Raw genomic sequence first — 24,874 nt, 5'->3', positions numbered from 1 at the left:
CGTCCGCGGTGCGGCGCTCACTTGCGGGGCCGCAGCGGGAGATGGACGTCGATGTGCGTGCCGCTGGTGGGGCCGCTCGCTATCAGGAGCCGACCGCCGATGTCGTCGACGCGGTCGGTCATCGACCGCAGACCCGGTGCGCGGTGTCCGGGGGCGAGCACCGCGTCGGCGTCGAACCCGACCCCGTCGTCGACGATGCCGGCGTGTGCCCAGCGGCGGGTGAAGCGCAGGGTCACGGTCACCCGGTCGGCGTGTGCGTGGTGGAAGGCGTTGTGCAGGGCCTCGCGCACGGCGAGGAACAGTTCACGGCGGCAGACGTCCGACAGGAGGCGTTCGTCTCCGGTGCTCCTGATGCGGACCTCGGTCCTCCGGGGACGGGTGGTGGCGGCGAAGTCCCCCAACGCCCGGGCCAGCGGCGGCAGTACGGTCTGCGCCTGGAGCTCGCCGGTCAGCCTGCGGGTGACGGCCATGGCTTCACGCAACGAGTGCAGGGCGGCGTCGAGGTGGCGGGCCTCGCCGGTCTCGGCGGCGTGCAGCTCCATGTGACGGGCGGCCGTGGACAGAGCCGTGCCCAGTTCGTCGTGGACCTCGCGCGCCAGCCTGCGGCGCTCGGCCCAGACGTGGTCGTCCCGGCCGTCGCGGTCCTTCCGGACGGGGCCGGCCACCGGGCCACGACCATCCGCGGGGAGCCCGGGATGTGTCGTGCCGGTGGTCTGCCGGGCGCGGCCGAAGCGGGAGCGGTTGAGCCCGTCCTGCAACGTCTCCGTGAAGCCGTCCCCCACGACGGCTTCCAGCCAGGCCATGCCGTGCTGAGGCGCGGGGGCGGAAGTGGCGCTCAACTGTCCTCCTCGATCTCGAAACAGGTCGGTCTCGGGCACGTGAAAGTAACAAACCTTCTCGCCGGTTTTTAATGGGAGAAGGTATCCCCGCCGGTCAGCAGCGTGGCGAGGTCGCCCTTGTCGTCTGTTTCGGTGGCGGTGTCGAGTTGTTGGGACATGAGGGTGTCGTAGACCGGTCGTTGGACTGAGCGCAGGACGCCGATCGGGGTGTGGTGGAGGGTGTCGGGGTCGGCGAGGCGGGAGAGTGCGAAGGCTGTGGTGGGGGACGCGGCGTGGGCGTCGTGGACCAGGATCTGCGTCTCGTTGTCGGCGGTGACGGTGACGATGTTCAGGTCGCCGGTTTGCGGGTCCCGTACGACGCCCTTGGTGTTGTCGGTGCCGAAGCGGATCGGCTGGCCGTGTTCGAGGCGGATGACCGCCTCTTCGGCCTGCTGCTGGTCTTTGAGGGCGTCGAAGGCGCCGTCGTTGAAGATGTTGCAGTTCTGGTAGATCTCGATCAGGGCGGTGCCGGGGTGTTCGGCGGCCTGGCGCAGGACGTCGGTGAGGTGTCTGCGGTCGGAGTCGACGGTCCGTGCGACGAAGGTGGCTTCCGCGCCGAGGGCCAGGGAGACGGGGTTGAAGGGCGCGTCCAGGGAGCCCATCGGGGTCGATTTGGTGATCTTCCCGATTTCGGAGGTGGGGAGTACTGGCCCTTGGTCAGGCCGTAGATCCGGTTGTTGAACAGCAGGATCTTGAGGTTGACGTTGCGGCGCAGGGCGTGGATGAGGTGGTTGCCGCCGATGGAGAGGGCGTCGCCGTCCCCGGTGACGACCCACACGGACAGGTCGCGCCGGGAGGTGGCGAGGCCGGTGGCGATGGCGGGGGCGCGGCCGTGGATGGAGTGCATCCCGTAGGTGTTCATGTAGTAGGGGAAGCGGGAGGAGCAGCCGATGCCGGAGACGAAGACGATGTTCTCCTTCGCCAGGCCGAGCTGGGGCATGAAGCCCTGCACGGCGGCGAGGATGGCGTAGTCGCCGCAGCCGGGACACCAGCGCACTTCCTGGTCGGACTTGAAGTCCTTCATGGACTGCTTGGCCTCGGCCTTGGGGACGAGCTGGAGCAGTGCGCCGGTGTCAGTCATCGATGGCCTCCTTCAGGACCGTGGCGAGCTGTTCGGCCTTGAACGGCATGCCGTTGACCTGGTTGAACGAGCGGGCGTCGACCAGGTACCTGGCCCGGATCAGGGTGGCGAGCTGGCCGAGGTTCATCTCCGGGACGACGACCTTGTCGTAGCGGGCGAGGACGTCGCCGAGGTTGGCCGGGAAGGGATTGAGGTGGCGCAGGTGCGCCTGGGCGATCTCCTGCCCGGCGGTGCGCAGCCGGCGCACGGCGGCGGTGATGGGCCCGTAGGTGGAGCCCCAGCCAAGGACCAGGGTCCGGGCGCCGTCCGGGTCGTCGACGTCCAGGTCGGGGACGTCGATGCCGTCGATCTTGGCCTGGCGGGTGCGGACCATGAAGTCGTGGTTGGCCGGGTCGTAGGAGATGTTCCCGGTGCCGTCCTGTTTCTCGATGCCGCCGATCCGGTGTTCGAGGCCGGGGGTGCCCGGTACCGCCCAGGGGCGGGCCAGGGTGTGCGGGTCGCGTTTGTAGGGCCAGAACACCTCGGTGCCGTCGTCCAGGGTGTGGTTGGGGCCCTGGGCGAACTGCACGCTCAGGTCGGGCAGTTCGTCCGGCTCGGGGATCCGCCAGGGTTCGGAGCCGTTGGCGAGGTAGCCGTCGGAGAGCAGGAGGACCGGAGTGCGGTAGGCCAGCGCGATCCGTGCCGCTTCCAGGGCGGCGTCGAAGCAGTCGGCCGCCGTGCGCGGCGCGACGACCGCAACCGGCGCCTCGCCGTTGCGCCCGTACATCGCCTGCAGCAGATCGGCCTGCTCCGTCTTGGTCGGCAGACCCGTCGACGGGCCGCCCCGCTGGATGTCCACCACCAGCAGCGGCAGCTCCAGCGAGACGGCCAGCCCGATCGTCTCGCTCTTGAGCGCCACCCCGGGGCCGGAGGTGGTGGTCACCGCCAGCGACCCGCCGAAGGCCGCTCCCAGCGCCGCGCCGATCCCGGCGATCTCGTCCTCCGCCTGGAAGGTACGCACCCCGAAGTTCTTGTGCCGGGACAGCTCGTGCAGGATGTCGGACGCCGGGGTGATGGGGTAGGAGCCCAGGAACAGCGGCAGGTCCGCCTGCCGGGACGCGGCGATCAGACCGTAGGCCAGGGCCAGGTTCCCGGAAATGTTGCGGTAGGTGCCGGGCGGGAACGCCGTCGCCGCTTAGCGCCACCTCGTAGGAGACCGCGAAGTCCTCCGTGGTCTCCCCGAAGTTCCAGCCCGCCCGGTAGGCCGCGATGTTCGCGGCCGCGATCTGCGGCTTCTTCGCGAACTTCGACCGCAGAAACCTCTCCGTGCCCTCGGTGGGCCGGTGATACATCCACGACAGCAGCCCGAGCGCGAACATGTTCTTGCTCCGCTCGGCCTCCTTGCGGCTGAGGTCGAACTCGCCCAGCGCCTGGACGGTCAGTGTGGTCAGCGGCACCGGATGCAGGTGGTAGCCGTCGAGGGAACCGTCCTCCAGCGGGGAGGTGTCGTAGCCGACCTTCTGCATGGCCCGCCGGGTGAACTCGTCCGTGTTGACGATGATCTCCGCGCCGCGTGGCAGGTCGCCCACGTTGGCTTTCAGCGCGGCCGGGTTCATCGCGACCAGCACGTTGGGGGCGTCGCCGGGTGTGAGGATGTCGTGGTCGGCGAAGTGCAGCTGGAACGACGAGACGCCCGGCAGGGTGCCGGCGGGGGCCCGGATCTCGGCGGGGAAGTTCGGCAGCGTCGACAGGTCATTGCCGAACGACGCCGTTTCCGAGGTGAAACGGTCACCGGTGAGCTGCATCCCGTCGCCGGAGTCCCCCGCGAACCTGATGATCACCCGGTCCAGCCGGCGGACGTCCTTCACGGTGTTGTCGCCGACGGACATCGTGTCTGAGGTCGTCATCGCTCAGTCCTTGATCTCGCAGATGGCGGCGCCGGAGGTGAGGGAGGCGCCGACTTCGGCGGTGAGGCCCTTGATGGTGCCGGACCTGTGGGCGTTGAGGGGCTGTTCCATCTTCATCGCTTCGAGGACGACGATGAGGTCGCCTTCCTGGACTTCCTGGCCCTCCTCGACGGCGATCTTGACGATGGTGCCCTGCATCGGGGAGGCGAGGGTGTCGCCGGAGGCGGCGGGGCCGGACTTCTTGGCCGCGCGGCGTTTGGGGCGGGCCCCGGCTGCCAGGCCGGTGCGGGCCAGGGACATGCCCAGGCTGGAGGGGAGGGAGACTTCCAGGCGCTTGCCGCCGACCTCGACGACGACCGTCTCACGGCCCGACTCCTCGTCGGTGTCGGTGTCGGCGGGCGTGGTGAAGGGCTTGATCTCGTTGACGAACTCGGTCTCGATCCACCGGGTGTGGACGGTGAAGGGGTCGGTGGAGCCGGTGAGTTCGGGGGCGAAGGCCGGGTCGCGGACGACCGTGCGGTGGAAGGGGATGGCGGTGGCCATGCCCTCGACGGTGAATTCGTCCAGGGCGCGGGCGGCCCGCTGGAGTGCCTCGGCGCGGGTGCGGCCGGTGACGATGAGTTTGGCGAGCAGGGAGTCCCAGGCGGGGCCGATGACGGAGCCGGATTCGACGCCGGCGTCGAGGCGGACGCCGGGGCCGGTGGGTGCGTCGAAGAGGGTGACGGTGCCGGGGGCGGGCAGGAAGCCGCGGCCGGGGTCCTCGCCGTTGATGCGGAACTCGAAGGAGTGGCCGCGCAGGGCGGGGTCGTCGTAGCCGAGTTCTTCGCCGTCGGCGATGCGGAACATCTCGCGGACCAGGTCGATGCCGGCGACTTCCTCGGTGACCGGGTGTTCGACCTGGAGGCGGGTGTTGACCTCCAGGAAGGAGATCGTGCCGTCCATGCCGACGAGGAACTCCACGGTGCCGGCGCCGACGTAGCCGGCCTCCTTGAGGATGGCCTTGGAGGACGCGTACAGCTCTGCCGTCTGGGCGTCGGAGAGGAAGGGTGCGGGGGCCTCCTCGACGAGCTTTTGGTGGCGGCGCTGCAGGGAGCAGTCGCGGGTGGAGACGACGACCACGTTGCCGTGGGTGTCGGCCAGGCACTGGGTCTCCACGTGGCGGGGCTTGTCGAGGTAGCGCTCGACGAAGCATTCCCCGCGGCCGAAGGCGGCCACGGCCTCGCGGACGGCGGAGTCGTACAGCTCGGGGACCTCTTCGAGGGTGCGGGCGACCTTGAGGCCGCGGCCGCCGCCGCCGAAGGCGGCCTTGATCGCGATGGGCAGGCCGTGTTCCTTCGCGAAGGCGACGACCTCGTCCGCGCCGGAGACGGGGTCGGGGGTGCCGGCGACCAGGGGGGCGCCGGCCCGCTGGGCGATGTGGCGGGCGGCGACCTTGTCGCCCAGGTCGCGGATGGCGTGTGGGGGCGGGCCGATCCAGATCAGGCCGGCGTCCAGGACCGCCTGCGCGAACTCGGCGTTCTCCGAGAGGAATCCGTAGCCGGGGTGGATGGCGTCCGCGCCCGACTCGCGGGCGGCTTTGAGGACCTTGGCGATGTCCAGATAGCTGGTCGCGGGGGTGTCACCACCCAGGGCGAACGCCTCATCAGCGGCACGGACGTGCAACGCGTCCCGGTCCGGATCCGCGTAGACGGCCACGCTCGCGATCCCGGCGTCCCGGCAGGCCCGGGCCACGCGGACAGCGATTTCGCCACGATTGGCGATGAGCACCTTGCGCACGAAGATTCTCCTCACTCACTCGATTACTGATCGGGGCTCGCCGACGGCCATCGGTGGAATTCACGCCGCCCTGTTCGGAACAGTCATGTGCAGAACGTATCGGGCGGTATTCAGCCGCCCGTCCATCCCGCGGTAATCACCCGCCCCGGAGCGGAGCGGGACCCGTGCCGGAAGGGGCCGTCCGGTTCGCGGTTGCCCCGGGGTTACCGGCTCGTGAGACATGGCTGGAATGGTCCGGCGTGCGTTGTCGGAACTGGGTACTTCCGCCCACTTTTCCTTCTCTCTTGTTCTCACGGAGGTTCGGTCATGACCGAGGTGTCCCGCCGGAAACTCATGAAAGGCGCCGCGGTGTCCGGCGGCGCGCTGGCGCTGCCCGCGCTCGGCGCACCGCCGGCTACGGCCGCGCCCGCCGCCGGCCTCGCCGAGGCCGCGGCCGGCCACCGTCCGGCCACGGCCACGGCCCCGGTCCACGTCACGCGCTCCGACCCGCGCTACCAGGGGCTCATATCGGGCTCCAACCAGCGATGGGTCGGCAACCCCGACTACATACGCGTCGTCAGCTCCGCCGGCCAAGTGGTCCGAGCCGTCCAGGAGGCCGTCGACAAGGGCCTGAAGATCGCGGTCCGCAGCGGCGGTCACTGCGACGAGGACTTCGTCGCCAACCGCGACGTCCGGGTCGTCATCGACATGGCCGGCCTGAACTCGGTCACCTACGACCGCGAGCGCCGTGCCTTCGCGGTCGGACCGGGCGCCCTGCTGGGCACGGTGTACCGGACCCTGTACAAGCGCTGGGGTGTCGTGCTGCCCGGCGGCACCTGTCCCACCGTCGGTGCCGGAGGCCACATCACGGGCGGTGGCTACGGGGCACTGTCCAGGTCGCGCGGTTTGACCGTCGACCACCTGTACGCCGTCGAGGTCGTCCACGTCGACGCGAAGGGCCGGGCGCGCAAGGTGGTCGCCACCCGGGAGGACGACGACCCCAACCGTGAGCTGTGGTGGGCCCACACCGGCGCCGGGGGCGGCAACTTCGGTGTCATCACCCGCTACTGGCTGCGTTCCCCGGACGCCGTCGGCGACGATCCGTCGACGCTGCTGCCCGCGGCGCCGTCCGAGGTGCTGCTGTCGGACGTCAGCTGGTCCTGGGACGACCTGGACGAGGCGAGCTTCACCCGTCTGCTGCGCAACTTCACCGAGTGGCACGCGCGCAACTCCGCCCCGGACTCGCCCGGCCGCTTCCTGTTCAGCCAGCTCAAGACCATGCACAAGGCGGCCGGTTACTTCCGGATGAGCACGCAGGTCGATGCCGCGGCCCCGGACGCCGACCGGCTGCTCGACGGCTACCTGGCCGCCATCAGCGAGGGCACGGGCGTCACCTACCACGTCGGCGACCGCTACCGGGCCCCGTGGCTCTACGCGGTCACCGAGTGGTCCGGCTTCGTCGAGGCCTCCGTACCGCGCTGGAAGTCCAAGTCGGCGTACGTCCGCGAGGTCATGCCCGAGGAGCAGCTGCGGGCGGTGTACCGGCAGCTGACGCGGGACGACTACCCCGGACCCTACGGCATGATCGCCATCGTCGGCTTCGGCGGGAAGATCAACGAGGTCGCTCCGGGCGACACCGCCACCGCACAACGCGACTCGATCGCGAAGATGCTCTACTGCAGCCTGTGGTCCGACCCGGCCGACGACGCGCTGCACCAGCGGTGGATCCGCGAGGCGTACGAGGACGTCTACGCCGCCACCGGCGGCGTGCCCCGTCCGGGCGGCGTCAACGACGGCTGCTACATCAACTACGCCGACGCCGACCTCGCCGACCCGGCCCTCAACCGGTCGGGCATTCCCTGGCACGAGCTGTACTTCAAGGGCAACTACCCCCGGCTGCAGCAGGTCAAGGAGAGGTGGGACCCGAGGAACGTCTTCAGCCACAGCCTCGGCATCCGCAAGCCGCAGCCATAGCCGTAGCGGTGCAAGAAGCCCCCGCCGGGCCTCGGGCCGGCGGGGGCTCTCGCGTGCGGCAGGTCACCCGGCCGCCGGGAAGTGTCCCTCCTCGACGAAGAAGGCCACGTACTTCTCGAACAGCTCCCGCGTCAGCACCGGAATCCCGATGCCGGTGCCCTCCAGCGCCGCCACCGTCTCAGCGGTGTCGATCGGCGGGTAGAAGCCGTCGGTGTCCGACGTCATCATCTCGAAGGCGTCGAGCAGCGGCAGCAGCGCGTTGTCACCGGACGTCACGATCTGGGACCAGGTGTCCCAGTCGGCCTCGTCCAGCTCGTAACCGAGCGAGCGCAGGAACTCCACGCACTGGCTGAGCGCCAGCGAGCTCCGGTTGAAGAGGTGGAAGGTACGGCCGACCGTGCCGGGCTGCCGCGAGATCCCGGTGATCGCGGCGCTCACGTAGTCCACCGGCAGCAGGTGGAAGCGGCCCTCGGTGCCCTTGGGCACACTGCGGGCCTGGATGAGCCCCTTCAGCGTCAGCCAGACGAAGTCACGGGTCTGGCAGGCACCGTTCACCTGGTCGCCGGAGATGACGTCCACCCGGTAGACCGACACGGGCAGACCCCGGTCCCGGGCCACCTCGATGACCTGCTCCGCCACCCACTTGGAGCGCAGATAGCCGCTCGGCAGGGCCGCGGCGGGCCCGGTCGGATCGGTGACCCGCAGCGGCACACCGGGCTCCCGCACCCCGTCGAACACGCCGACGGTGGAGACGTAGTGCACCGGAACCGTGCGGTGGCGGGCGGCCAGCCGCAGCACCTCCTCCGTACCCGTGACGTTCGAGGGCTTGAGGGCCTCGTACGGCAGCAGCCAGTGCACCCGCGCGCCGTTGTGGTAGACCACGTCGACCCTACGGGCGAGCGTGTCGAAGCCCTCCTCGCCCAGGCCCAGCCGGGGCTTCGCGAGGTCGCCGAGGACGACCGAGATCCGTTCCGGGTCGATGTCGTCCCACACCCGGTACCACTGGGCGTTCGCCTTCAGCCGCTCCATGGCCGCGGCCTCGTCCGCGCCGCGGACCAGGCAGTGCACCCGGGCGGTGGTGTTCCGCATCAGGTCGCGCAGCAGGAACGCGCCGAGGAACCCACTGGCGCCGGTCAGCAGGATCTCCCTCGGGTCCGCGACCGTGGTGACCACCTCGTCGGCCGGCCGGACGTCGTCGGCGAGCCGCACCTCGGCGGCGAAGTCCACGCCGTACCGGCCGGCGGAACCGTCCGCCGACAGTTCGGCCCGCACCTCGCCGTGCAGGTACGCGGCGAGCGCGGCGGGCGTCGGATGGTCGAAGACGAGCGTGGGCGGCAGCCTGAGACCCGTGGCCGTGCCCAGCTGGTTGCGCAGTTCCACGGAGGTCAGCGAGTCGAAACCGAGCGCGGTGAACGGCTGTTCCCGGTCGAGCCCGGTTGCGTCGGGGTGGCCGAGGACCGCGGCGGCCTGTCCGAGCACGATGCCCAGGACGGCCTCGCGCTGCTCCGCGTCGCCCACCCCCGCCAGCCGCTCGGCCAGCGACTCGTTGCTCACCTCGGCGTTCTGCGCGCTGCGCCGGACCGGGGTGCGGGCCAGCTTGCTGAGCAGCACCGGCACCTGTACCTGCTCGCGGAGCGCGGTCAGGTCCATGGGCGTGGCGACCAGGCCCGCCCGTCCGACGGTCAGCGCGATGTCCAGCAGCGCGGGACCCTGCTCCGACTCGACCGGGCGGAAACCACTGCGTGCGATGCGTTTGAGGTCCGCCTCGTCGAGATGACCGGTCATCCCACTGGTCTGCGACCACAGCCCCCAGGCCAACGACGTGGCCGCCAGCCCGCGCGAGCGGCGGTGCTGCGCCAGCGCGTCGAGGAAGTGGTTCGCGGCCGAGTAGGTGGACTGGCCGGGCCCGCCGACGACCGCGGCGATCGACGAGAAGAGCACGAACGCCGACAGGTTCATGTCCCGCGTCAACTCGTGCAGGTTCCACGTCGCGTCCACCTTCGGGCGCAGGACCGCCGACAGCCGCTGCGGGGTCTGCGAGCCGATCAGCCCGTCGTCCAGCACACCGGCCGTGTGCAGCACGCCGGTGAGCGGATACTCCGCCGGGATGTCCGCGAGCACCGCCGCAAGCGCGGCACGGTCGGCCGCGTCACAGGCGGCGATCTCGACGCGGGCGCCGAGCGCCGTGAGCTCGGCCTCCAGCTCCGCAGCGCCCTCGGCGTCCCGGCCCCGCCGACTGGTCAGCAGCAGGTTCCGTACGCCGTGCTCCACCACCAGGTGGCGGGCGAACAGGCCGCCCAGGCTGCCGGTTCCGCCGGTGATCAGCACGGTGCCCCGGGGATCCCAGGAACCGGTGGCGGCGCCCGCGGGCGCCTCGGGAACCCGCCCGAGCCGCGGCACGAACACCTGCCCGCCGCGCACCGCCGACTGGGGCTCACCGGACGTCAACACCGCGGGCAGCACCCGCGCCGAAGCCTCCTCGTCGTCGATGTCCACCAGGACGATCCGCCCCGGGTTCTCCGACTGCGCCGAGCGCAGCAGGCCCCAGACCGCCGCCGCTCCGAGGTCGGTCACGTCCCCGTCGCCCGCTGTGGTGACCCCGCCGCGGGTGCGGACGACCAGCCGGGTGCCGGCGAGCCGTTCCTCGGCCAGCCAGTCCTGCACCACGGAGAGCGCCTCGCGGGCCAGGTCGTGCACATCGGCGGCGCGGTCGCCCGTGTCGCGGGTCTCGGCACGAAACACAGCGGCTTCGACGGACTCGCCCGCGCCCACCGCCCGGGCGAGCGACGCCACATCCGCGTAACGCCGCGCCCCGGGTTCGGCGGCGCCGAGCGCGACCCACCGCCCCGCGCCCGCCGCGGGGGCCACCGGGAACGGTGTCCAGTCCACGTGGAACAGCGAATCCCGGTTACGGGCCAGCGCGTTGGACACCTCACCGACCGCGATCGCACGGCAGTCGACCGAGGAGACGGAGGCCACGGGCCGCCCGGCGCGATCGGCCAGCTGGACGTTGAGCGCGCCGTCCGCGTCGGGAGCCAGCCGGACCCGCAGCCGGTCGGCACCGGTCGCGTGCAGCCGTACGTCCTTCCAGTCCGTGGAGATCCAGACCGTGCCCTCCGGACTGCTGCCGTACCCGGCGAGGCAGGACGCGGCCAACGCCGTCTCCAGCAGGGCCGGATGGAGCCCGAAACCGCCGACGTCGGTACGCGAGCCGGTCGGCAGCCTGACGTCGGCATAGACCTCGTCACCCAGCCGCCAGACGTGCTCCAGCCCCCGGTAGACGGGACCGTAGACGTAGCCCTGGACGGCGAGCTTGTCGTACGCGTCGTCGAGCGGCACCTCCTCGGCGCCCGCCGGTGGCCACTGGGCGAGCGTGAACGGGGCGTCGGGGCCGCGGAAACTCAGATGCCCCCGGGCGTTGAGCGTCCACGGCACGTCCGCGTTCTCGGGACGCGAGTAGACCGACAGCTCCCGCCGGCCCGACGCGTCCGGCGAACCCACGCTCACCTGGACGTGCACCCCGCCCTTGCGCGGGAGCACGAGGGGGCCGAGCACGGACAGGTCGTCCAGGACCGTGCTGCCCAGCTCGTCACCGGCGCGGATCGCCATCTCCACCAGCGCGGTGGCCGGCACCAGCGTCTGGTCGAGCACGACGTGGTCGGCCAGCCAGGGGTGCGTCCGCAGCGACAGTCGGCTGGTGAACAGCACCTGATCGGCGCCCGCGACGGTGACCGCCGCGCCGAGCATCGGGTGCCCGGCGGACGCGAGACCGAGATCGGAGGCGTCGGCGACGACGCCGGACGTCTCGGCCCAGAACCGTTCGTGTTGGAAGGCGTAGGTGGGTAGGGGGGTGTGTGTGGCGTGGGTGTTGGTGAAGAGGTGGTTCCAGTTGATGGGGATGCCGCGGTTGTGGAGTCGGCTGATGGCGGTGAGGAGGGTGTGGGTTTCGGGGTGGTTGTGGCGGAGGAGGGGGATGGCGGTGGTGTTGTCGAGGGTTTGCTGGGTGAGGGGGGTGAGGGTGGCGTCGGGACCGATTTCGGTGTAGGTGGTGACGCCGGCGGTGTGGAGGGTGTGGAGGGCTTGGGTGTAGCGGACGGTGTTGCGGAGTTGGTCGGTCCAGTAGGTGGGGGTGCGGAGGTCGTTGTGGGTGGCGAGGTTTCCGGTGAGGGTGGAGACGATGGGGATGGTGGGTTGGTGGTAGGTGAGTTGGGCGGCGGTGTGGTGGAAGTCGTGGAGCATGCCGTCCATGTGGGGGGAGTGGAAGGCGTGGGAGACGGTGAGGGTTTTGGTTTTTCTGCCTTGTTCGGTGAGTTTGGCGGCTATGTGGTTGGCGGCGGTTTGGTTGCCGGAGATGACGAGGGAGGTGGGGCTGTTGATGGCGGCGATGGTGAGGTGGTGTTCGTGTCCGGTGAGGTGGGGGAGTATTTCTTCTTCGGTGGCTTGGAGGGCGATCATGGTGCCGGTGGTGGGGAGGTTTTGCATGAGGCGGGCGCGGGCGGTGACGAGGGTGCAGGCGTCTTGGAGGGTGAGGATGCCGGAGATGTGGGCGGCGGCGAGTTCGCCGATGGAGTGTCCGGTGAGGTAGTCGGGGGTGATGCCCCAGGTTTCGAGGAGTCGGTAGAGGGCGACTTCGGTGGCGAAGAGGGCGGGTTGGGTGTTGCCGGTCTGGTGGAGGTGGTGGCCGGTGGTGATGGTGTGGTGGAGGGGTTGGTCGAGGTGGGGGTCGAGGTGGGTGGCGATGGTGTCGAAGGCGTGGGCGTAGGCGGGGTAGGTGTGGTAGAGGTCCATGCCCATGCCGGTGTGCTGGGCGCCCTGGCCGGTGAAGAGGAAGGCGGTCTTCCCGGTGTGTTTGGTGTCCTGGACGACGTTGGTGGGGGTGGGCCGGCCGTCGGCCAGGGCCTGTAGTCCGGTGAGCAGTTCCTCCCGGTCCGCCCCCACCACCACCGCACGGTGCTCCAGCGCGGAGCGCCCGGTGGCCAGGGAGTACGCCACGTTCAGCGGATCCTCCGCAGGCCGTGCCTCCACGTGCGACAGCAGCCGCCGCGCCTGGTCGCGGAGGGCCGGTGCGGTCCTGGCCGACAGCACCCACGGCAGCACCGGAAGCGTCGTGGCGGCCGGGTCGGCCACCTCCTCGGGCTCCTCGGCCGGGGGCTCCTCGAGAAGCACGTGGGCGTTGGTGCCGCTGACCCCGAAGGCCGAGACACCGGCCCGGCGCGGGGCGCCGGTCTCCGGCCAGGGCCGGGCCTCGGTCAGCAGCTCGACCGCGCCCGCCTCCCAGTCGACCATGGGGGTCGGCTCGTCCACGTTCAGCGTCTTCGGCAGGATTCCGTGCCGCATCGCCATGATCATCTTGATCACGCCGCCGGCCCCGGCCGCCGCCACGGTGTGCCCGATGTTGGACTTCAGCGAGCCCAGGTACAGCGGACGCCCCTCCGGACGCTGCCGGCCGTACGTCGCCAGCAGCGCCTGCGCCTCGATCGGGTCGCCGAGCCGGGTGCCGGTGCCGTGCGCCTCCACCACGTCGACGTCGGAGGCGTTCAGCCGGGCGTCGGCCAGCGCCTGGTGGATCACCCGTTCCTGGGAGGGGCCGTTGGGTGCGGTGAGGCCGTTGGAGGCGCCGTCCTGGTTGACGGCCGAGCCGCGGACGACCGCCAGTACCCGGTGGCCGTTGCGGCGGGCGTCGGACAGCTTCTCGACCAGCAGCAGGCCGACACCCTCGGCCCACGCGGTGCCGTCGGCGGCGGCGGCGAAGGACTTGATCCGGCCGTCCTCGGCGAGCCCGTTCTGCCGGGAGAAGTCGACGAAGCCGCTCGGGTTGCCGGACACGGTGGAACCGCCGGCCAGCGCCATAGTCGACTCGCCCTTGAGCACCGACTGCACCGCCAGGTGCAGCGCCACCAGGGACGAGGAGCACGCCGTGTCCACGGACACGGCCGGACCCTCGAAACCGAAGGTGTACGCGATCCGGCCGGACGCGACACTGCTCAGCTTGCTGGTCATCAGATAGCCCTCGAGCTCCTCCGGGCCCTCCAGGCCGAGGTAGCTCTGCTCCACCACACCGGCGAAGACGCCGACCTGGCTGCCCCGCAGCGTGGCCGGATCGATCCCGGCCTGCTCGAAGGTCTCCCAGGCGGTCTCCAGCAGCACCCGCTGCTGCGGGTCCATCGCGAGGGCCTCACGCGGCGAGATCCCGAAGAACCCGGGGTCGAACTGCGCGGCGCCGTCGAGGAACCCGCCCTTCTTCGTGTACGACTTCCCGGGCTTGCCGCGCTCCGGGTCGTAGATCGCGTCGATGTCCCAGCCGCGGTCGGTGGGCCAGTCGGTGATTCCGTCGGCCTCGTCCATGACCAGCCGCCACAGGTCGTCGGGGGAGGCCACACCGCCCGGGAAGCGGCAGGCCATTCCGACGATCGCGACCGGCTCGTCGTTGCCGGCCTCCAGCTCCGCGAGCCGCTGCCGTGCCTTCTGCAGGTCGGTCGTCACCCACTTGAGGTACTCGACCATCTTCTGTTCGTTGGACATGCGTAATCAACTTCTCCTGAGAGCCGGATGGGGGCGGAATTCGGGGTCGGGGACCATCAGTTCGCCGATCGTCCGAGCTGGTTGTCGATGAAGTCGAAGAGGTCGTCGGCCGACGCGGTATCGAGACTGCTCACCACGTCGGAACTCTCGTCCGGTCCGGCGGCCTCGTTGAGCCGGGACAGGATCGTCTGCAGCCGAACGGAGACCGCGGACCGGGTGCGGCCGTCGTCGGCGAGTGCCGCCAGCGACGCCTCCAGCCGGTCCAGCTCGGACATCAGCGGCTGTGCGGGGTCGCCGGCGCCCTCGGGTGCCACCTCGCCGAGCAGATGCTCGGCGAGGGCCTGCGGGGTCGGGTGGTCGAAGACCACCGCGGCGGCGAGCCGTGCCCCGCTCGCGGCGATGAGCCGGTTGCGCAGCTCGACCGCGGTCATCGAGTCGAAGCCCATCTCCTGGAAGGCGCGCTCGGCCGACACGGCGTCCGGTCCCGAGTGCCCCAGCGCGGCGGCGACCTCGGCCCGCACCAGGTCCAGGGCCGCCTGCCGCCGCTCCGGTACGGACAGCCCGGCCAGGCGCTGCGCGAACGACTCCGCCGCGACCGTCCCCGACTGGGCGGTGCGCCGGTTCGGCACCCTCACCAGAGCGCCGAAGACCGCCGGGACACGGCCGTGCGCCCGCATCACGGACAGGTCGGCCGGCAGGGCCACCACCGTCGCCGCGGAACCGTCCAGTGCCGCGTCGAACAGCGCCGTGCCCGCCTCGGGCGAGATCTGGCGGAACCCCTCCCGGCCGAACCGCTTGAGGTCGTTGGCGTCCAGGCCCGCGTTGATCCCGTGGCCGAGGTCCCACAGTCCCCAGGCGAGCGACGTCGCGGGGAGACCCAGCCGCGCCCGGTGCTCGGCGAGCGCGTCGAGGAAGGCGTTGGCCGCCGCATAGTTGGACTGGCCGGGCCCGCCGACGACGCCCACGCTCGACGAGAACAGCACGAACGCCGACAGGTCCATGTCCTTCGTCAGCTCGTGCAGATGCCAGGCCGCGTCCGCTTTGGGCCGCAGCACGGTGGCCAGGCTCTCCGGCGTCTGCGCGGAGACCAGGCCGTTGTCCAGGACGCCCGCAGCGTGCACCACGCCGGTGAGCGGGTGGCCGTCCGGCACCGTGGCCAGGACGGCGGCGAGCGCGTCCCGGTCGGCGACGTCCACGGCCCGTACGGTGACCCGGGCGCCGAGCGCGGCGAGGTCGGCGATCAGCTCGCCGGCCCCCGGCGCCTCCTGGCCCCGCAGGCTGAGCAGCAGCAGGTTGCGTACTCCGTGCTCGGTGACCAGATGCCGGGCGAACAGACTGCCGAGCGCGCCCGTACCACCGGTGACGACCACGGTGCCCTCCGGGTCCCAGACCGGTTCGGCCGGGGAGGTGTCGGACGCCTCCGACGGCAGCCGGCGCAGCCGCGGCAGGAGGGTCTCGCCGCCGCGCAGCGCCGCCTGCGGCTCGCCCGACGCGACGAGCGCGGACAGCGAGGCAGGCGACACCGACGGTGCCGTGCCCGCGTCGGCGTGGTCCAGGTCGACGAGCACGATCCGGTCGGGGGCCTCCGCCTGCGCCGAGCGCAGCAGCCCCCAGACGGTGGCCGCGCCGACGTCCGGGGCGCCTTCCTCCCCATCGGCGCGCACCGCTCCTCGTGTCGCCACCACCAGCCGGGTGGTGTCGAGACGGTCGTCGGCCAGCCAGTCCTGTACGAGGTCCAGCGCACGGCGCGCAGCCGTGTGCGCGGCCGTCGGCGCGTCGCCGGCCCCCTCGGACGTCACCCTGGCCAGCACCGCGTCCACCGGGGCGCCGGTACCGGCTGCTTCGCCCGCTTCGGCCGCCTTGCCGACGGCCGCCACATCCTCGAACGCCACGATGTCGTCGGCCGGTCCGTCGAACCGGACGCCGTCACCGAGGACACCCCAGCGCACCGGAGAAGCGGGCTCCGGCAGCGCGGTCCGGTCCCAGTCGAGCCGGAACAGCGGCCGGCCGGCCTCGGAGGCCACCGCGAACTCGGCGTCCGGGACATCCCGGAAGGTCAGCCTCTCGACCGTGACGACAGGCTGCCCTGCGGCGTCGGACAGCAGCACGGTGACACCGTTCTCGTCCGGGACGCCGACCCGGACCCGTACGGCGGTGGCACCCGACGCGTGCAGCCGCACGCCCCGCCAGTGGGCCGGTACCGGCGTGGTACCGGCCTCCCCGGTCCCCGCAGCCACCATGACCGCCGCCTCCAGCAGGGCCGGATGCAGCTCGTAGCGGGCGGCGTCCGGCAACAGCTCCTCGGCCAGCCGCACATCGGTCGCGTCCGCGTCCGGCGACGGACCGGTGGGCGTGGCACCGCCGTCCACGGACTCGAAGGCGCCATGGGCGTGCACCTTCCAGGGAGCGTCCGAGTCGTCCGGCCTGCTGTGCAGGGTGAACGGCCGCCGTCCGGCCTCGTCCGTCGGACCCACGCCCAACTGGAGCTGCAGAGAACCCTGTTCGGGCAGAACGACCGGCGCGCGCAGGTCCAGCTCCGCGAGCCCGCCCGGGACGCCCAGTTCGTCGCCCGCACGGAGGGCCAGCTCCACCAGGGCGGAGACGGGCAGTACGGGCGCGTCGAACACCGCCTGCTCGGCCAACCACGGATGGCTGCGCAGCGACAGCCGACTGGTGAACAGCACCTGATCGGCGCCCGCGACGGTGACCGCGGCACCCAGCAGCGGATGACCCGTCGGAGTGAGCCCCTGGCCCGCGTCGCCGGACTGCGCCGACCCCTTCAGCCAGAACCGTTCGTGTTGGAAGGCGTAGGTGGGTAGGGGGGTGTGTGTGGCGTGGGTGTTGGTGAAGAGGTGGTTCCAGTTGATGGGGATGCCGCGGTTGTGGAGTCGGCTGATGGCGGTGAGGAGGGTGTGGGTTTCGGGGTGGTTGTGGCGGAGGAGGGGGATGGCGGTGGTGTTGTCGAGGGTTTGCTGGGTGAGGGGGGTGAGGGTGGCGTCGGGGCCGATTTCGGTGTAGGTGGTGACGCCGGCGGTGTGGAGGGTGTGGAGGGCTTGGGTGTAGCGGACGGTGTTGCGGAGTTGGTCGGTCCAGTAGGTGGGGGTGCGGAGGTCGTTGTGGGTGGCGAGGTTTCCGGTGAGGGTGGAGACGATGGGGATGGTGGGTTGGTGGTAGGTGAGTTGGGCGGCGGTGTGGTGGAAGTCGTGGAGCATGCCGTCCATGTGGGGGGAGTGGAAGGCGTGGGAGACGGTGAGGGTTTTGGTTTTTCTGCCTTGTTCGGTGAGTTTGGCGGCTATGTGGTTGGCGGCGGTTTGGTTGCCGGAGATGACGAGGGAGGTGGGGCTGTTGATGGCGGCGATGGTGAGGTGGTGTTCGTGTCCGGTGAGGTGGGGGAGTATTTCTTCTTCGGTGGCTTGGAGGGCGATCATGGTGCCGGTGGTGGGGAGGTTTTGCATGAGGCGGGCGCGGGCGGTGACGAGGGTGCAGGCGTCTTGGAGGGTGAGGATGCCGGAGATGTGGGCGGCGGCGAGTTCGCCGATGGAGTGTCCGGTGAGGTAGTCGGGGGTGATGCCCCAGGTTTCGAGGAGTCGGTAGAGGGCGACTTCGGTGGCGAAGAGGGCGGGTTGGGTGTTGCCGGTCTGGTGGAGGTGGTGGCCGGTGGTGATGGTGTGGTGGAGGGGTTGGTCGAGGTGGGGGTCGAGGTGGGTGGCGATGGTGTCGAAGGCGTGGGCGTAGGCGGGGTAGGTGTCGTAAAGGTCCATGCCCATGCCGGTGTGCTGGGCGCCCTGGCCGGTGAAGAGGAACGCGGTCTTCCCGGCGTGCCTGGTGTCCCGTACCGCTGTCTGCGTCGTGGCACCGGAAGCCAGCGTCCGCAGCCCGGCCAGCAGTTCCTCGCGGTCCGCGCCGACGACCGTCGCCCGGTGCTCGAACTGCGACCGGCCGACCGCCAGCGAGAGACCGATGTCCATCAGGGACGCTTCGGGGCGTGCCTCGACGTGTGACAGCAGCCGCCGCGCCTGCCCGGCCACGGCCTCCGGGGTCCGGCCCGACAGCACCCACGGGACGGCCGGCAGCGGGGTGGCGGACGCCGACTCCGGCTGCTCGGGCCGGCCGGTCGGCTCCGTCTGCTCGATCACCACATGGGCGTTGGTGCCGCTGATGCCGAAGGACGAGACGGCGGCGCGGCGCGGACGGCCGTACGTCTGCCACTCCCGTGCCTCGGTGAGAAGTTCGACCGCCCCCGTCTCCCAGTCGACGTGCGGGGACGGTGCGTCGACGTGCAGGGTCTTGGGCAGTACTTCGTGGCGCATCGCCTGGATCATCTTGATGACGCTGCCGACTCCGGCGGCGGCCTGGCTGTGTCCGATGTTGGACTTGAGTGAGCCGAGGTAGAGGGGACGCCCCTCCGCCCGCTCCTGGCCGTAGGTGGCCAGTAGTGCCTGTGCCTCGATCGGGTCGCCCAGGGTGGTGCCGGTGCCGTGTGCTTCGACGGCGTCGACGTCGGCGGGGGTCAGGCCGGCGTTGGCCAGGGCCTGGCGGATGACTCGTTCCTGGGAGGGGCCGTTGGGTGCGGTGAGGCCGTTGGAGGCGCCGTCCTGGTTGACGGCCGAGCCGCGGACGACCGCGAGTACCTGGTGGCCGTTGCGGCGGGCGTCGGAGAGGCGCTCGACGAGCAGCAGGCCGACGCCCTCGCTCCAGCCGGTGCCGTCGGCGGCGGCCGCGAACGGCTTGCAGCGGCCGTCCGGCGACAGACCCCGCTGACGTGAGAACTCCACGTAGGAAGTCGGGCTCGACATGACGGTGACCCCGCCCGCGAGCGCGAGGTCGCACTCCCCGGCACGCAGCGCCCCGGCCGCCATGTGCAGGGCGACCAGCGACGACGAGCACGCCGTGTCCACGGTGACCGCCGGACCCTCCAGGCCCAGGTTGTACGAGACCCGGCCCGAAGCCACACTGCCGGCGTTGCCGCTGGCGAGATAGCCCTCCAGGTCCTCGGGGACCGTGTTCAGTTGGGAGCCGTAGTCGTGGTACATCACGCCGGTGAACACACCGGTGCGGCTGCCGCGCAGCGACGCGGGGACGATGCCGGCGTTCTCGACCGTCTCCCAGGCGGTCTCCAGCAGCAGCCGCTGCTGCGGATCCACGGCGAGCGCCTCACGCGGCGACATCCCGAAGAACTCCGCGTCGAACAGGTCGGCGTCGTGCAGGAAGCCGCCGCCCCGGGCGTACGTCGTCCCCACGTGGTCCGGGTCCGGGTGGTACAGGTTCTCCAGGTCCCAGCCCCGGTTGACCGGGAACTCGGTGACGGCGTCCACGCCGTCCGCCACCAGCCGCCACAGCTCCTCGGGCGAGGACACCCCGCCCGGGTAGCGGCAGGCCATGCCGACGATCGCGATCGGCTCCAGGGACGCCGAGTCGGCGGCCACCACGGCCGGCACGTTCGACTCCTGCTCGCCGAACAGCTCCGCCGAGAGATGGGCGGCGAGGGCGGCGGGGGAGGGGTGGTCGAAGACCAGGGTGGTGGGCAGGCGCAGTCCGCTCGTGGTGCTCAGCCGGTTACGGAGTTCGACCGCCGTCAGTGAGTCGAAGCCCAGCTCCTGGAAGGCCCGGCCGGACTCGATCGTGCCGGGGTCCGAGTGTCCGAGCACCGCCGCGACCTGGGTGCGCACGAGATCCGTGAGCGCCTGCTCGCGCTCGGCCGCGGACAGCGGAGCCAGCCGCTGCTCCAGCGACGAACCGCCGTCGGCCTGCGCGGCGGCCGCCCGGCGCGGGGCGGCCGGGACGAGGCCGCGGAAGAGGAGGTGCGGGCCGTCGCTCTGCTTGCGCAGGGCACCCAGGTTCAGCCGGGTTGCCGCGAGGACCGCTTCGCCGGTGGCCGGGGCCGCGTCGAACAGCTCCATCGCGTCCGCGGACGACAGCGGCAGCAGCCCGGTGCGCTCCATGCGCTTCAGGTCGGTCTGGTCGAGTTGTCCGCTGATGGTGCTGGCCTGGTCCCACAGGCCCCAGGCGAGGGAGACGGCGGGCAGTCCGAGTGCCCTGCGGTGCTGGGCGAGGGCGTCCAGGAAGGTGTTCCCGGCGCCGTAGTTGGCCTGGCCGGCGTTGCCGATCAGGCCGGCGACGGAGGAGTAGAGGACGAATGCCTCCAGGTCGAGATCCTTGGTGAGTTCGTGCAGGTTCCAGGCCGCGTCGACCTTCGGACGCAGTACACCGGCGAGCCGCTCCTCGGTGAGCGAGGAGAGCAGACCGTCGTCGAGGGTGCCGGCGGTGTGGACGACGGCGGTGAGGGGGTGTTCGGCGGGGATGGTGTGGAGGAGGGAGGTGAGGGCGTTTCGGTCGGCGGCGTCGCAGGCGGCGATGGTCACGGTGGCGCCGAGGGTGGTGAGTTCCTGCTGGAGTTCTCGTGCGCCGGGGGCGTTGGTGCCGCGTCGGCTGAGGAGGAGGAGGTGTCGGGTGCCGTGCCGGGTGACGAGGTGGCGGGCGAGGACGGTGCCGAGGGCGCCGGTGGCGCCGGTGATGAGGACGGTGCCGCGGTCCCAGCGGGGCTGTTCGGTGTGCTGGTTGGTGGTGCGGGCCAGGCGGGGGACGAGGAGGGTGTCGTCGCGCAGGGCGAGTTGGGGTTCGTGGCTGGTGAGGGCGGTGGTGGGGATGGTGTCGGTGTCGGTGTCGATGAGGGTGATGCGGCCGGGGTTTTCGGTCTGGGCGACGCGGAGCAGGCCCCACAGGCCGGCCTGTACGGGGTCGGTGTGCTGTCCTTCGCGGGTGGCGAGGGCGCCGCGGGTGACGACGGCGAGGGTGGTGTCGTTGGTGCGTTCGTCGGCGAGCCAGGACTGCGTGGTGGCGAGGGCGTCGCGCAGGGCGGTGTGGGCCGCTTCCGGCACGTCACCGTCCGGGACGGGCGGGGCGTACAGGACGGTGCCCGGGACGGGATCGGCGTTCGCCACGGCGCCGAGGTCGGCGTAACTGCTCGCTCCGTCGACTGTCACGTCGCCGACGACGGCCCAGCCGGTGGTGTCGGTGGCGGTGGTGTCGGTGGCGGGCAGGGTGTTCCAGGCGACGCGGAAGAGTCCGTCGCGGGCGGTGGAGGCGGCCTCGCGCAGTGCGTCCTTGGACAGCGGGCGCAGCAGCAGGGACTCGACCGAGGCCACCGGGGCACCGGTTCCGTCCGCCACCGTCAACGCCGCCACGTCGGACCCGGTGAGGGTCAGTCGCACGCGGAGCACGGAGGCGCCGGTCGCGTGCACGGTCACCCCGGACCAGGCGAACGGCAGCAGCGCCGCGCGGTCCTGGTCGGCGACGCCCGGCAGCAGCGGGTGCAGTGCGGCGTCGAGCAGGGCCGGGTGCAGGACGTACCGTCCGGCGCCGGCGCGCTGCTCCTCGGGCAGGGCGACCTCGGCGTAGATCTCGCCGTCGCCGCGCCAGACCCGCCGCAGGCCCCGGAAGGCCGGACCGTACTCGTACTCCTGGACCGCCAGCCGGTCGTAGGCCCCGTCGAGCGGCACCTCACTCGCGCCCGTCGGCGGCCAGACCGGCAGACCGTCCGCCGCCGTGCCGGTTCCGGCGGCGGGCGCCAGCACGCCCTTCGCGAGAGCCGTCCACTGGCGGGCCTCGGCAACGGCGCCGGGTGTCTCGTCGCCGCCGTCGGGACGTGCGTACACGTCGACCGCCCGGCGGCCCGCGCCGTCGGCCTCGCCGACCACGAGCTGTACCCGCACGCCGTCCCGCTCCGGCAGGACCAGCGGAGCCGACAGCGTCAACTCCTCGACCCGCGGGCAGCCCAGGCGCTGACCGGCCAGCACGGCAAGTTCCACGAAGCCCGTGCCCGGCAGCAGAGTGGTGCCGGCCACGGTGTGGTCGGCCAGCCAGGGATGTGTGCGCAGGGACAGCCGACTCGTGAAGACGGTCTGCTCGCCGTCCGCCAGATCGAGCGTGGCACCGAGGATCGGGTGGTCCGTCGGGGTCAGCCCGAGGCCGGAGGCGTCGGCGGCGGCCTCCGTGACGTCGAGCCAGTACCGGTCGCGCTGGAAGGCGTACGTCGGCAGGTCCACGGACACGGACCGGCCGGGCCGGCCGCCGAAGAACGCGTCCCAGTCGACGCGCCGGCCACGTGCGTACAACTCGCCGACCGCCGCGAGTACCTGCCGCGGCTCGGGCCGTCCGGCGCGCAGGGTGGCGATGGCTGCTGTGCCGTCGGTGTCGCCGATGGTGTTCGTGGTGAGGGGGGTGAGGGTGGCGTCGGGGCCGATTTCGGTGTAGGTGGTGACGCCGGCGGTGTGGAGGGTGTGGAGGGCTTGGGTGTAGCGGACGGTGTTGCGGAGTTGGTCGGTCCAGTAGGTGGGGGTGCGGAGGTCGTTGTGGGTGGCGAGGTTTCCGGTGAGGGTGGAGACGATGGGGATGGTGGGTTGGTGGTAGGTGAGTTGGGCGGCGGTGTGGTGGAAGTCGTGGAGCATGCCGTCCATGTGGGGGGAGTGGAAGGCGTGGGAGACGGTGAGGGTTTTGGTTTTTCTGCCTTGTTCGGTGAGTTTGGCGGCTATGTGGTTGGCGGCGGTTTGGTTGCCGGAGATGACGAGGGAGGTGGGGCTGTTGATGGCGGCGATGGTGAGGTGGTGTTCGTGTCCGGTGAGGTGGGGGAGTATTTCTTCTTCGGTGGCTTGGAGGGCGATCATGGTGCCGGTGGTGGGGAGGTTTTGCATGAGGCGGGCGCGGGCGGTGACGAGGGTGCAGGCGTCTTGGAGGGTGAGGATGCCGGAGATGTGGGCGGCGGCGAGTTCGCCGATGGAGTGTCCGGTGAGGTAGTCGGGGGTGATGCCCCAGGTTTCGAGGAGTCGGTAGAGGGCGACTTCGGTGGCGAAGAGGGCGGGTTGGGTGTTGCCGGTCTGGTGGAGGTGGTGGCCGGTGGTGATGGTGTGGTGGAGGGGTTGGTCGAGGTGGGGGTCGAGGTGGGTGGCGATGGTGTCGAAGGCGTGGGCGTAGGCGGGGTAGGTGTGGTAGAGGTCCATGCCCATGCCGGTGTGCTGGGCGCCCTGGCCGGTGAAGAGGAAGGCGGTCTTCCCGGTGTGTTTGGTGTCCTGGACGACGTTGGTGGGGGTGGGCCGGCCGTCGGCCAGGGCCTGTAGTCCGGTGAGCAGTTCCTCCCGGTCCGCCCCCACCACCACCGCACGGTGGTCGAAAACCGACCGGTCGTGGATCAGTGACTGCGCGACATGGGCGGGCTCGACCTCCTCGTGCTCCGTCGCGTACGACAGCAGCCTGCGTGCCTGAGCGGTCACGGCCTCCCGGGTGCGCCCGGACAGCACCCACGGCAGCACCGGCGGCGCCGGGACATTCGCCTGCGCCGGGGCCTCGGACGTGGGCTCGTCCCCGTCCCGGGCATCCTCGTCCGTCGGCTCCACGGCCTGCTCGATGACCACGTGCGCGTTGGTGCCGCCGAAGCCGAACGACGACACTCCGGCCCGGCGCGGTGCCCCGGTCTCCGGCCAGGGCCGCGCCTCGGTCAGCAGCTCGACCGCGCCCGCCTCCCAGTCGACCCGGCTCGAACGCTCCGCGGAGTGCAGGGTCGCGGGCAGCACACCGTGCCGGATCGCCTGCACCATCTTGATGATCCCGCCGACCCCGGCGGCGGCCTGGCTGTGCCCGATGTTGGACTTCAGCGAGCCCAGGTACAGCGGACGCCCCTCCGCCCGCTCCTGGCCGTAGGTCGCCAGCAGTGCCTCCGCCTCGATCGGGTCGCCGAGCGAGGTACCGGTGCCGTGCGCCTCGACGGCGTCCACGTCGGCGGGGGTGAGACCCGAGTGGGCCAGCGCCTGGCGGATGACCCGTTCCTGGGAGGGGCCGTTGGGCGCGGTGAGGCCGTTGGAGGCGCCGTCCTGGTTGACGGCCGAGCCGCGGACGACCGCCAGCACCCGGTGGCCGTTGCGGCGGGCGTCGGACAGCTTCTCGACCAGCAGCAGGCCGACACCCTCGGCCCAGCCGGTGCCGTCGGCGTGCTCGGAGAAGGACTTGCAGCGACCGTCCGGAGCCAGTCCGCGCAGCCTGGAGAACTCGACGAAGGCGGTCGGCGTGGACATCACGGCCGCGCCGCCCGCGAGCGCGAGGTCGCACTCCCCGGCACGCAGCGCACCGGCCGCCATGTGCAGGGCGACCAGCGACGACGAGCACGCCGTGTCCACGGTGACCGTCGGGCCCTCCAGCCCGAAGGTGTACGCCAGCCGGCCCGAGGCGATGCTGCCCGCGCTGCCGCTGAACAGATAGCCCTCGTTCCCCTCGGCGGGGAGGTTCGGGCGGGAGCCGTAGTCGTTGTACATCAGACCCGTGAAGACGCCGGTGCGGCTGCCGCGCAACGACGCCGGATCGAGGCCGGCCCGTTCGAACGCCTCCCAGGTGGTCTCCAGCAGCAGCCGCTGCTGCGGGTCCACGGCGAGGGCCTCACGCGGCGACATCCCGAAGAACTCCGGGTCGAACTCGTCGGCCCCGTGCAGGAAACCGCCCTCGGTCGTGTACGAGGTGCCCGCCGCGTCCGGGTCCGGGTCGTACAGCCGCTCCAGGTCCCACCCGCGGTTGGCGGGGAAGCCGCCGACCGCGTCCACACCGTCGTCGACCAGCCGCCACAGGTCCTCCGGCGTGGCGACCCCTCCGGGGTAGCGGCACGCCATGCCGATGATCGCGATGGGCTCGTGGGCCTTGTCCTCGGCTTCGCGCAGGCGCCTGCGCGCGTCGCGCGCATCGGCGATCGCCCGCTTGAGGTACTCGCGGAGTTCTTGCTCGTTGGCCACGTGATTTCA

The 24,874-nt window shown here is 71.4% G+C and carries 5 protein-coding genes and 2 pseudogenes; 1 reads left to right on the top strand and 6 read right to left on the bottom strand.

Going from position 1 to position 24,874, the window contains the following annotated elements; genetic code table 11:
- Window positions 1–17: 17 nt before the first annotated feature.
- The 4 genes and pseudogenes from Sru02f_RS26690 to Sru02f_RS26675 form a co-directional block, all read right to left on the bottom strand.
- Window positions 18–839 carry a sensor histidine kinase gene (locus tag Sru02f_RS26690; protein WP_244941734.1) on the bottom strand — a complete coding sequence of 274 codons (822 nt, stop codon included), beginning with the start codon at window positions 837–839 and terminating at the stop codon, window positions 18–20.
- 68 nt (window positions 840–907) lie between these two features.
- Window positions 908–1,959 (bottom strand): annotated as a pseudogene (locus Sru02f_RS26685) (2-oxoacid:ferredoxin oxidoreductase subunit beta).
- A pseudogene (locus tag Sru02f_RS26680) lies at window positions 1,952–3,845 on the bottom strand (2-oxoacid:acceptor oxidoreductase subunit alpha). Before Sru02f_RS26680 ends, Sru02f_RS26685 begins: the two co-directional pseudogenes overlap by 8 nt.
- A 3-nt stretch (window positions 3,846–3,848) precedes the next feature.
- A complete protein-coding gene (locus Sru02f_RS26675; protein ID WP_373103574.1) occupies window positions 3,849–5,621 on the bottom strand; it encodes an acetyl/propionyl/methylcrotonyl-CoA carboxylase subunit alpha in 1,773 nt (590 codons plus the stop codon).
- Between the two features lie 306 nt (window positions 5,622–5,927).
- Between Sru02f_RS26675 and Sru02f_RS26670 the strand changes: the two genes are divergently transcribed.
- Window positions 5,928–7,574, top strand: a complete 1,647-nt coding sequence (locus Sru02f_RS26670) for an FAD-binding oxidoreductase (protein WP_373103571.1) — start codon at window positions 5,928–5,930, stop codon at window positions 7,572–7,574.
- A gap of 63 nt (window positions 7,575–7,637) precedes the next feature.
- Here the strand turns inward: Sru02f_RS26670 and Sru02f_RS26665 are convergent, their stop codons facing one another.
- Both Sru02f_RS26665 and Sru02f_RS26660 read right to left on the bottom strand, forming a co-directional pair.
- Window positions 7,638–14,096: a type I polyketide synthase gene (locus Sru02f_RS26665; protein WP_373103569.1), complete on the bottom strand. Its 6,459-nt coding sequence runs from the start codon at window positions 14,094–14,096 to the stop codon at window positions 7,638–7,640.
- Between the two features lie 56 nt (window positions 14,097–14,152).
- Complete coding sequence (locus tag Sru02f_RS26660; RefSeq protein ID WP_409351425.1) at window positions 14,153–24,865, bottom strand: SDR family NAD(P)-dependent oxidoreductase; 10,713 nt, start codon at window positions 24,863–24,865, stop codon at window positions 14,153–14,155.
- Window positions 24,866–24,874 lie beyond the last annotated feature (9 nt).

This window comes from Streptomyces rubrogriseus, assembly GCF_027947575.1.
In the GTDB taxonomy this organism is placed as follows: Bacteria; Actinomycetota; Actinomycetes; order Streptomycetales; family Streptomycetaceae; genus Streptomyces; species Streptomyces rubrogriseus.
This window is presented reverse-complemented; position numbering and strand designations above follow the sequence as displayed.